The 10,227-nt window shown below is 60.0% G+C and carries 9 protein-coding genes and 1 pseudogene; 9 read left to right on the top strand and 1 reads right to left on the bottom strand.

All coding sequences use genetic code 11. The features are described from left to right. Nucleotides 1-14 precede the first annotated feature (14 nt). The 9 genes from AB3X96_RS18635 (at nt 15) to AB3X96_RS18675 (ending at nt 9,262) form a co-directional block, all read left to right on the top strand. Nucleotides 15-947, top strand: coding sequence for an AraC family transcriptional regulator (locus AB3X96_RS18635; RefSeq protein WP_368590831.1), 933 nt, complete (start codon nt 15-17; stop codon nt 945-947). Nucleotides 948-1,109: 162 nt separating this feature from the next. Further along, entirely contained in the window at nt 1,110-2,117 is a 1,008-nt protein-coding gene (locus AB3X96_RS18640) for a ketopantoate reductase family protein (RefSeq protein WP_368590832.1), read from the top strand. Next, nucleotides 2,114-3,262 (top strand): CaiB/BaiF CoA transferase family protein, encoded by a 1,149-nt coding sequence (locus AB3X96_RS18645; RefSeq protein WP_368590833.1) that lies wholly within the window; start codon nt 2,114-2,116, stop codon nt 3,260-3,262. The genes AB3X96_RS18640 and AB3X96_RS18645 overlap by 4 nt, the downstream gene beginning before the upstream one ends. Continuing rightward, nucleotides 3,240-3,794 (top strand): acyl dehydratase, encoded by a 555-nt coding sequence (locus AB3X96_RS18650; RefSeq protein ID WP_368590834.1) that lies wholly within the window; start codon nt 3,240-3,242, stop codon nt 3,792-3,794. The genes AB3X96_RS18645 and AB3X96_RS18650 overlap by 23 nt, the downstream gene beginning before the upstream one ends. Before the next feature lie 104 nt (nt 3,795-3,898). After that, nucleotides 3,899-5,116 carry a porin gene (locus AB3X96_RS18655; RefSeq protein ID WP_368590835.1) on the top strand — a complete coding sequence of 406 codons (1,218 nt, stop codon included), beginning with the start codon at nt 3,899-3,901 and terminating at the stop codon, nt 5,114-5,116. Nucleotides 5,117-5,160: 44 nt separating this feature from the next. Next, nucleotides 5,161-6,402, top strand: coding sequence for a cytochrome P450 (locus tag AB3X96_RS18660; RefSeq protein ID WP_368590836.1), 1,242 nt, complete (start codon nt 5,161-5,163; stop codon nt 6,400-6,402). Nucleotides 6,403-6,535: 133 nt separating this feature from the next. Continuing rightward, nucleotides 6,536-7,294: a glucose 1-dehydrogenase gene (locus AB3X96_RS18665; RefSeq protein WP_368590837.1), complete on the top strand. Its 759-nt coding sequence runs from the start codon at nt 6,536-6,538 to the stop codon at nt 7,292-7,294. Between the two features lie 35 nt (nt 7,295-7,329). After that, entirely contained in the window at nt 7,330-8,571 is a 1,242-nt protein-coding gene (locus tag AB3X96_RS18670; RefSeq protein ID WP_368590838.1) for a cytochrome P450, read from the top strand. A 19-nt stretch (nt 8,572-8,590) separates the two neighbouring features. Next, on the top strand, nt 8,591-9,262 hold the full coding sequence (locus tag AB3X96_RS18675) for a hypothetical protein (protein WP_368590839.1): 672 nt from the start codon (nt 8,591-8,593) through the stop codon (nt 9,260-9,262). Nucleotides 9,263-9,541: 279 nt separating this feature from the next. Here the strand turns inward: AB3X96_RS18675 and AB3X96_RS18680 are convergent. Further along, a pseudogene (locus AB3X96_RS18680) lies at nt 9,542-9,844 on the bottom strand (acetyl-CoA hydrolase/transferase C-terminal domain-containing protein); the annotation flags it as partial. Nucleotides 9,845-10,227 lie beyond the last annotated feature (383 nt).

Below are 10,227 nucleotides of genomic sequence, written 5' to 3' on the forward strand. Positions count from 1 at the left end.
TCGATCGTCTCAACATGGACATCCTGACCGATATCATTCGACTTATGCGACCCCAGGCGATCAGTTGGAGAACGGTCGACGTGCAGGGTCGATGGGGTATGAGCGTGCCGTGCCGGGATATACCGGTGTTCTTCCTCGTCGTCACGGGACAATGCTGGTACGTGCCGCGCCACGGCCAGCCACTCCTGCTGCGGCAGGGCGACTATCTACTGATGCGCGCGACGGCCCGCTACTGCCTCGTCAGCGATCCCGACGCCATCGAGACCTTGCATGCGATGGAAACACACGTCGCTCGCGATCAATATGTGCGCTGGGACGACGGGCTTGGCGGCGACAAAGTGCGTATCGTTGGCGGCTACTTCGAAATCGGCCCCGAGCATACCGCGCTGTTCTCCGGGATGTTGCCGGACTTCCTGCACATCCGTTCGTCGGATGAGGAGGCGGGGCGACTCTCGCGCCTCATCGCACTGATCGGAGAAGAGTCGGGATCGGGTCTGCCGGGGCACGATCTTGTGATGAGCCGCCTCGTCGAGATCATGCTGGTCGAAGTGTGGCGCCGTCCGCTGACGAAGATCGACTCACGCGAGGCGGGCTGGTTCAGCGGAATGGCAGATCCAAACATCCACCTGGCGCTGCAGAGGATGCACTCGGATGTGGCGCGTCACTGGACCGTCGGCAGCCTTGCAAAGGAGGTCGGCATGTCGCGCGCCGCATTTGCGCGGCGTTTCGCCGAACGTGTCGGCGTTGCGCCCGCGACGTATCTGTCGAACTGGCGCATCGCGTTGGCCAAGGATGCGCTAATCAACAGCGAGCGTTCGATGATCGATATCGCACTGTCCATCGGCTATTACTCGGACAGCGCTTTTAGTACGGCTTTCAGCCGTGCCGTGGGTGTCGCGCCCGCGGCCTTCAGGCGCGCAAGACGAAGTGAACAGCCCGCGCAATAGCGGGCTTTCTCAGCTATACGCCGATCTGCTTGAATCATCGTTTTTTAGTATTTCCCCTCTTGCATTGGTCGCCCGTATCTTGTGCTCATCGCAGGCGTCTGCGGTCGCTTCTCTCCGAAGCGATGCAAGGCGCGGTTCACCCGATTCGCAAGAGAGCGCAATATGCTGAGGGTATGCATTTTCGGTGGCGGGGCAATCGGCGGCTATCTGGCGGCGCATCTCGCGCGCGCCGGACGCTGCGAGGTAAGTGTCGTCGCGAGGGGCAGGACGCTCGACGCCATCCGCAGCCACGGGCTTCGCGTCAGAACCGCGAGCGAGGCGTTCACGGTGCCCGTGCGCGCCACCTCCGACACACGCGAGCTGGGCGTGCAGGACTACGTGTTCATCACGCTCAAGGCGCATCAGGTCGACGGGGCTCTCGAACAGATCGCGCCGCTGATCGGCCCCGAAACCGCGGTGCTGCCGCCGACCACAGGCATTCCCTACTATTTCTTTCACGCGTTTCCGGGACCTTTCGACGGCCGGCAACTCCCCGCGCTCGACCGCGAGGGGCGTCAATGGCGCGCGATTCCGCCGAAGCAGGTGTTGGGCTGCGTCTACTGGATCGGCGCACATGCGAGCGCGCCGGGCGTCATCGTGCAGGACGGTGCGAAGGCCGGCTGTCCGATCGGTGAGCTCGACGGCAGCGACTCGCCTCGCGTGCGCGCGTTGAGCGAGCTGCTATGCGCGAGCGGAATCGATTCGAAGGTAAACAAGGACATCCGCTCCGCGATCTGGATGAAGTTCGTCAACAGTCTCGCGTTCAATCCCGTTGCGCTGCTCACGCAGGGCACATTGGGAGAGATGGCCGAGGCGAGCGGCGTGCTGAACATCGTGCGCGTGATGATGACCGAAGCTGATGCCTTGGCCGCGCAACTGGGGCTTGCGATCGGGCCGGCCCCCGACAGGCGTATCGCGCTGACGGTCAGTGCATCGAACCACAAAATGTCGATGCTGCAGGATCTCGAGGCGGGCCGTCCGCTCGAACTCGAACCGCTGAGCCGCTCGATTCGCGCGCTGCGCGATCTCAAAGACGTGGCCACCCCCGTTCTCGACGCCGTGCTCGCGATGGCTCAACTGCGTGCCGTCACGGCGGCGCATGTAATCAACACACAGGAGCAACACGCATGACACACGCATCAACGACGGCCGCGACGCAAGATGACAACGACTTCAGACGCCCGCTCGCGGGCGTGAAAGTCGTCGAGGCATGCAGCTATATCTCAGGCCCGTTCTGCGCGCAGATGCTGTCCGACCTCGGCGCCGAAGTCATCAAGGTTGAGCCGCCAACGGGCGATCCCTATCGCAACTTCGGCCACGGCTGGAAGGGTGTGGGCACGGTCTGGACCAACTCGAATCGCGGCAAGCGTAGTGTCACGCTCGACCTCAAGGCCGCCGAAGATCTCGCACGATTCCAGACGCTTTTGCGTGACGCGGACCTGTACATCGAGAACTGGCGTCCGCATGTGTCGGCGTCGCTCGGCCTGAGCTTCGAGGCGGTGAGCGCGCTGAATCCGCGCATCGTTCAGCTTTCGATCACCGGATACGGCGCGGATGGCGACCTCGCGGCGGAGCCGGCCTTCGACGCGCTGATTCAGGGTCGCACCGGCCTGCTCAGCTACGAAGCCGCGGGCGGCAGGCCGCGCGCGACGAACACTTTCGTCGCTGACAAGGTCGCCGCGATCTTCGCCGCGCAGATGGCGCTCTCGGGATTGATCGCGCGCGATCGTGCCCAGAAGGCGATTCACCTCGAGACGTCGATGCTCGACATGCTGTCGTACTACAACTTTCCGGATATGTTCCACAACCGCGCTTTCGTCGACGACACATCGTCCGAAACGCTTGCGCCGCAGCCGGTGCTTGCGACGAGTGACGGGTATCTGGTGATTTCGCCCGTTTCAGGAAAGCAGTTGAGCCGGACGCTCGAAGCCGTCGGGCATCCCGAATGGAAAGACGAGCTGAAGAAGATCACCAGTAAGCGCGACATGACACATGCCTTTTTCGAGCGCATCGCGGCGCCGCTCAAAGAGAAGACGACCGCGCATTGGCTCGTGCGCTTTCGCGAACTCGATGTGCCGGCCGGTCCCGTCAATGCGCCCGATGCGCATCTGAACGACCCGCAGGTGCGGCATAACCAGTTGTATTCGGAGCTGGAGACGCCCGCGGGTGCAGTCCGGGCAATCCGCTACCCGGCGCGCTTCAACGGGCACCTGCTCAAACCTCGCCAGGCCGCGCCCGCGCTCGGCGAAGGCAATGCTGAACTGTTCGGCTTGTGAAAAGAGCTGGCGGTCGAACGTCCCCGACACGGAGAAACCAGTGCCCATCATCCTAAGCGGCGTCGACGGCATCCGTGCCTGCCTTGGCATGCACCTGGGCTACAGCGACTGGATCGAGGTCGATCAGGCCACGCTCGAGCGCTTTGAATCATTGACCGAAGATCGGTCACCGGGTGACATCGACGGTGCGGAACACGCGTTCGTGCCGGGCAGCGTTGTGCTCGCCTTGTTGATTCCAATGCTTCAGCAGATCTACATGCTCGAGGACACGCTTAATGTCGCGCTTCACCGGATCGAACAATTGCAGTTCGCCGCACCCGTTCCGACCGGTTCTGGTCTACGGGTCGGCGCGACCGTCAGAGCGATTCAGCCAGCGGGAGACCACTGGCACCTGAATCTCGAATGCGTAATGGACTGCGATGTCGTGACCGGACCGGTATTGCGTGCGAACGTACTGTACCGGTTCCGCCCTGCCGTTGTTGCAGGCATGCGCAATCCGTCTTTGCGCGCACACGGTCTGATCTGCGGTTGAGTAAAAAGAGGACGATGAATCGATCAGGTTGCATTAGCCGATTCGAATTTTTAATGTAGCACTACAAATCAAAAGTCTTGAACATATGAGACATGGAGACAGCAATGAAATATTGGAAATGGTCGTCAGCCGCCGCGGTGTTGTTCGTGTCAGCGCACGCGTCGGCGCAAAGCAACGTGTTGATTTACGGGATCATCGATTACGGTCTGAACTTTGTCAACAATGCGCAGACGGCGACGCATGGTGGACGCACGGGTGGTCAGCAGTACGCGATGAGCAGCAGCATCATGCAGGGCAACCGGCTGGGGTTTCGCGGAACTGAAGAACTCGGTGGCGGCTATCAGGCAATCTTCGTATTGGAGAACGGCTTCGATGTCGGCACGGGCGCGCTCGGTCAGGGTGGCAACATATTCGGCCGACAAGCGTATGTCGGTCTCGCATCGCCATACGGCACAGTGACAATGGGTCGCCAGTACGACTCAGTGGTCGACTACCTCGGGCCGATCACCGGATCAGTTGGTAACGGCACCTACTCGCTGCACGGAAATGACATCAACAACTTCGGCAACACGTACCGGGTGAACAACGCGGTCAAATTCACCAGCAACACGTATGGGGGGTTCAAGTTCGGCGGGCTGTATAGCTTTGGCGGCGTCGCGGGTTCGTTCGGCACGAACAGCATCTACTCCGCGGGCGCTTCCTATTCCATCGGCTCGTTCATTGGCGCTGTGGCGTATCTGCGTGCCCGCGATCCGAACCGCTCGCTCTTCGGCAACAACCCGAACAGTTCGACCACGGCCAATAACCTCGGCGCTACAAGTGGCGTTCAGACGAACCCGGTGTATGGTGCCTTCGCGTCGGCGGCGTATTATCAGGTGATAGGCGCGGCGTTTCAATACGCGGTGCAGAGCGCGATCGTTGGATTCAACTATTCGCACATCACGTTCGGCGATCTGAACTCACCTTCGTCGGGCAATCTCGCGCTGACCAATCCACGCGGTTACACGGGCAGCGCTGCATTTAACAGCTACAACGTGTTTGCGCGTTACGCGATCACGCCGTTCCTGTGGCTCAACGGCTCGTATGACTATCTCGTGGGCGGGGCGATCGACGGCAAGGAGAGCGCAAAGTACCACACGTTCAATGCGACGCTTGACTACTTTCTCTCGAAAAGGACAGACGTTTATTTCATGGCGAACTATCAGATCGCGTCGGGTGTGGATTCGACCGGCCAACCCGCCGTGGCGTCCTTCCTGACGATCACGCCTTCCAATACGCCGCATCAGGTCGTGCTGCGGGTCGGCATGCGGCACCGGTTCTAGACAGATATCGAGGCAGCGTTTCTCCATCAAACATCGAGGAAGGAATGGACACAACCGAAACCACCCTCACATGCCCATTCGCCACGGGACACTTTCCGTGGCCGCGAGACGGCGCCGCGCCGTTGGTTCCGCCGCGTCAGTACGCTCTGTTGCGTGAGCATTCCCCCGTCGCTCAGGTCAGTTTGTGGGACGGCAGTCTGGCGTGGCTCGTCACCGACATGAAGCATTTCCGCGAAGTCATGACGAGCCCGCACTTCAGTGCGTCGCCGTTGACGCCGGGTTTTCCGTTCGTCTCGCCGTCGCGGGCCGCGCAGTCGAAGTCGTATCAGACCTTCATCACGATGGACCCGCCCGAGCACGGCCAGTATCGCCGGACGCTGACGAAGGAATTCATGGCAAAGCGCATGCAGGAGTTGCGTCCGCTGGTCCAGAGTTCCCTCGATCAGCTTCTCGACAGCATGGAGCGTCACGGCGCGCCAGCCGACTTCATCGAAGCTGTCGCATTGCCGCTTCCGTCACTTGTCATTTCGATCATGCTCGGCGTGCCCTACGAGGATCACGACAAGCTGCAGAAATGGAGCGGTGACCGAATGGATATGTCCATCGCGCCCGAAGCGCTGACGCAGTCGGCAATGCATATGACTCAATACATTGACGCGCTGCTGCTTCAAAAGGAGCGCGACCCGGGTGACGGTAGCGACCTGTTGAGCCGGATGGCACTCGAGTGGATCAATCCCGGCAAGGTGTCGCATGCTGAGGCCGTGCAGATGGCGACGCTTCTCTACCTGGCCGGACACGAGACGACCGCGAATCAGATCGGCCTCGGGCTGCTGAGCCTCTTTCAGCATCCCGGGCAACGCGCGGCATTGATGGACGACGCGTCGCTCGTCAAAGGCGCCGTTGAAGAAATGCTGCGCTTTCATTCGATCACGCACATGAACTCGAACCGGGTCGCGACGGAAGACGTCATGATCGGCGGTAAGTTGATCCGGAAGGGCGAGGGCGTGTTAGCGCTGCTCCATGGCGCGAATCATGATCCGCTTGCGTTCCCTGAACCCGAGCGCTTCGACATCCGCCGGGATACGAAAGACCAATCACATGTCGCGTTCTCGTTTGGTATTCACCAGTGCCTCGGTCAGCCGCTTGCAAGGCTCGAACTTCAAGTGGTGTTCGAAACGATCTTCAAACGCTTTCCGCATCTGGAGCTTGCGATACCCGAGGATGCACTGCGTTACAAGGACAGGTCCTTCGTCTACGGATTGAAGACACTGCCTGTCCGTTGGTAGATGGAGGAAGAGATGAAGGCTCATTCGTTTGTGAAGGGCATGCGAGAAACGCTTGACGCGCTGATCGCGATTTTCGCCAGTCTGGCGATGGCGGCATAGTGAAGCTTCATCGAGCAACAAGGGGAGCAACTAAATGGATCGGAAGCTAGTCGGAAAGGTGGCGTTGGTCACGGGTGGCGCGTCGGGCATCGGCCGGGCCACGGCGATCGCATTCGCCCACAACGGTGCGGCTGTCGTCGTCGCGGACGCTGATGCAGCGGGGGGACGTGAGACGGTCGAGTTCATCGAGACACACTGTGACGCAGGAGCGATGTTCGTTCAGGCGGACGTTACTGATGCTGACTCAGTCAAGACAATGGTGCGTTCGGCCGTCGACAGCTTCGGCAGGATCGACATGGCGTTCAACAATGCAGGGGTGCCGGATCGCGCCGCTAGCCTCCATGTCTCTACGCAGGAGAACTGGGACCGCGTGATGTCCGTGAATCTGGAAGGCGTCTGGCACTGCATGAAGGCTGAACTCGATCACATGCTGGTCGCGGGGAAGGGTGCGATCGTCAACAATTCATCACGCTCGGGTCTCGTCGGCGTACCCTCCGACGGTGTATATGGCGCGGCAAAACACGGTGTCATCGGATTGACGAAGGCAGCGGCAATTGAATTTGCCGCCAGAGGCATTCGCATTAATGCGGTGTGTCCCGGGCTCGTCGAAACAGCGCTTACGCGCGCCCGCTTCGGCGACGAACTGTCCGCGCGCGCGGCGACAGCCAATCCGCTTGGCCGGTTGGCGCAACCCGAAGAAATCGCGAATGCCGTCGTGTGGTTGTGTTCCGATGCGGCATCTTTCGTCGTCGGCGTGGCGCTGCCCGTTGACGGGGGCGCTACTGCGCGCTAAACGAATGCAGTTATTTAATTCGAGGAGCCACCTTGATGACCAACGATACTTCCGTCCATTCATGTCCAATGGACGTAGATACCTTCCCGTGGCCCCGCGCCGCGGAGTGCCCGCTGCATCCGCCACCCCGCTACGCGATCGTTCGTGAGAGTGACCCCATCAAGCGCGTAACGGCCTGGGACGGCAGCACCGTATGGCTCGTGACGAAGATGAAGGACTTCCGTGAGGTACTGACGAGCCCGCATTTTAGTGCATCGCCGGAGACACCTGGATACCCTTCAGTGTCGCCCGCGCGCGCGGCGCAGTCGAGGTCCTATCAGACATTTATCACGATGGACCCGCCGGAGCATGGTCAGTATCGGCGCACGCTGACCAAAGAATTCATGATGAAGCGAATCGACGAGTTGCGGCCGTTCGTGCAAAAGACGCTCGATGACTTGCTCGATCAGATGATCGAGAAGGGGGCGCCCGCCGACTTCATTCAGGATGTTGCGCTGCCGCTTCCCTCGATGGTCATCTCCATCATGCTCGGTGTACCTTATCAAGATCACGCGCGGTTGCAGATGCTAAGCAGCAATCGCATGAATCTCGACATCAGCCCGGAATTGCTCAGGCGGTCTGCTCAGGAAATGGAGCAATATATCGACCGCCTTCTACGCGAGAAGGAGGAGAATCCTGGTGAAGGAAGCGACCTGCTGAGTCGTCTCGCCATTGAGTGGATCAACCCAGGCAAGCTGTCGCACTCCGACGCTGTGCAAATGGGCGCTTTGCTGTACCTCGCCGGACACGAAACCACCGCGAACCAGATTGGCCTTGGTTTGCTAAGCTTGCTGCAGGAACCCGAGCAAGTGGCAGCGCTGAATGCGGACCCCTCGCTGGTGCGGAGCGCGGTGGAGGAGATGCTGCGCTTTCATTCGATTACGCATATGAATTCCGCCCGTGTGGCGACCGCCGATGTCATGATTGGGGGCCAGCTCATTCGCAAGGGCGAGGGTGTCTTCGCACCGGTGCAGGCGGCGAATCACGATCCCGAGGCATTTTCGGAGCCCAACCGGTTCGATATTCGTCGTGATAGCAAGGGTGCATCTCATGTCGCGTTCTCGTTCGGCGTGCACCAGTGCTTGGGGCAACCGCTTGCGCGCCTTGAACTTCAGGTGTTGTTCGAGACGCTGTTCAAGCGGCTACCAACACTGCGTCTCGCTGTGCCTTTCGACGCACTCGAGTTCAAGCATAACGGCAATGTGTTCGGACTGGTTTCATTGCCGGTCGAGTGGTAGTTTCAATCGAAGGTACAACATGACACGATCCGGCCAAGCTATCCTCTGTGCGACGCTTACCATACGCGAATGCGACGAAGAAAACTTCGTCGCTTGGCACACGCGCGAGCATTTTCCGGAGCGCCTTGCAATTCCTGGATTTCTACGCGGCCGGCGCTTCGAGCGCACGGATGCAAAACGGTGCTATTTGATTCTCTACGATGTCGAGAGTCTTTCCGTGCTTTCCCGGCCGGATTATCTCGAACGTCTGAATAACCCCACTACATGGACTCGCGCCACCCTTCCGACCTTCCAAGATGGCCTGCGCTCAGCATACCGGTTGCTGGCGGATTCTGGGAACGCGGAAGCAGCGTTTGTGATGATGGTCCGCGTGCGATCGCTTGATGCACTGGCGTTAAAGGAAGAGATCACGTCGGAGCTACTAAACGATTGGTGCAGACGGCCCGGCATTGTGCGAATTGCTTTCGCAGAGCCTGACCAGATCGCTTCAACGCATGTAACGGAAGAAAGTCGTCAAAGCGGCAATCGCTTTGCCGAAGATTGGATTTTATTGGTCGAAGGACTCTCTGAAAAGCATCTGCGGGATTTCGCACGCGATGAATTCACTGCGTCACGCTGCCGCCGATGGGGCTTGGTCGGGGATGAATGCTGGAGGACCTATGGTTTGCAGGTGCGTGTCGCCAACAACTGATTCGTGACTAACTTCCCGTCACCGATCGAGTGCATCGACCTAAGGCAAGCGCATATGCTCGTGACTTTATATGACGATATCCGTTTACAGGCGGGTCAACATGCGAACAGAGAGGACACTTCGCTGTGGCGCTGGTTCTCCGCACTGTACCAAGATGGAAGAATTCGATGGTGCAAATCCCCGAATGGCTGGCTGGTCAGTATCGGTTACCGCATCTAGCCACTGAATCGGATTTCGACGCCGCGATTCTCATAGTAGGCCTTCCACGCAGCATGCGCATTACTGCCTGCCCTCTGCCAATTCTCCAAACAGCGCCACCCGATCCGTTGCTAGACCGCATGTTTCATGCATCGAGCCGCGCTGGACATAGCGCTGGTTCCAGGACAACGCCTCATCAAGCAGATGCGGAGTGTGTTTGCCATAGCTTTCGCGGCAGGACCGATCGAAATAGTCTTGCAGCATAGGGCGGTAGTCGGGATGCGCGTATTGCGCGATGACCTGCCGAGCCCGTTGCTTCGGCGAAAGCCCGCGCAGATCGGCAAGCCCCTGCTCGGTGACGAGCACAGCCACGTCGTGCCCGCTATCACTACTTGACGTCACCATCGTCGGCAATGGGCCACATTGCCGACATAGACCCCGTCCGCTCGAATGTCGGCAATGGCCGATCTACTGTCACTGAAACGCCGGCCCGGATGTCCGCACTGCTCCGTCAGATGCCCCGGAAGGCCGGACGGGGCGCCGGCGGCAGTGGGGCGCACTTGCTGCCCCGGCGGGCGTCGGGATCAGCCTGGCATGCGTGGGCGGGACGGGGGCCGGCGGATCGCGGCGATAACCGGAATTGAACTAACCCGCTGACGCGGGAGGAGGCGGTTGGCTGGCGACTTCGACTCCGGGATCATCCGCAGGGCACATCCGTTCGAGTGGGACGATGGCAGTGCAGTTTGCTGTCCTGACCATTCAGAGCG

It is taken from the genome of Paraburkholderia sp. BR13439 (genome assembly GCF_040948805.1).
In the GTDB taxonomy this organism is placed as follows: domain Bacteria; phylum Pseudomonadota; class Gammaproteobacteria; order Burkholderiales; family Burkholderiaceae; genus Paraburkholderia; species Paraburkholderia youngii.

Excerpts from the sequence above, each read along its gene's own strand:
- AB3X96_RS18635 (WP_368590831.1), top strand. The coding sequence starts at position 15 with ATGGACATCCTGACCGATATCATTCGACTTATGCGACCCCAGGCGATC.
- AB3X96_RS18640 (WP_368590832.1), top strand. The coding sequence starts at position 1,110 with ATGCTGAGGGTATGCATTTTCGGTGGCGGGGCAATCGGCGGCTATCTG.
- AB3X96_RS18645 (WP_368590833.1), top strand. The coding sequence starts at position 2,114 with ATGACACACGCATCAACGACGGCCGCGACGCAAGATGACAACGACTTC.
- AB3X96_RS18650 (WP_368590834.1), top strand. The coding sequence starts at position 3,240 with ATGCTGAACTGTTCGGCTTGTGAAAAGAGCTGGCGGTCGAACGTCCCC.
- AB3X96_RS18655 (WP_368590835.1), top strand. The coding sequence starts at position 3,899 with ATGAAATATTGGAAATGGTCGTCAGCCGCCGCGGTGTTGTTCGTGTCA.
- AB3X96_RS18660 (WP_368590836.1), top strand. The coding sequence starts at position 5,161 with ATGGACACAACCGAAACCACCCTCACATGCCCATTCGCCACGGGACAC.
- AB3X96_RS18665 (WP_368590837.1), top strand. The coding sequence starts at position 6,536 with ATGGATCGGAAGCTAGTCGGAAAGGTGGCGTTGGTCACGGGTGGCGCG.
- AB3X96_RS18670 (WP_368590838.1), top strand. The coding sequence starts at position 7,330 with ATGACCAACGATACTTCCGTCCATTCATGTCCAATGGACGTAGATACC.
- AB3X96_RS18675 (WP_368590839.1), top strand. The coding sequence starts at position 8,591 with ATGACACGATCCGGCCAAGCTATCCTCTGTGCGACGCTTACCATACGC.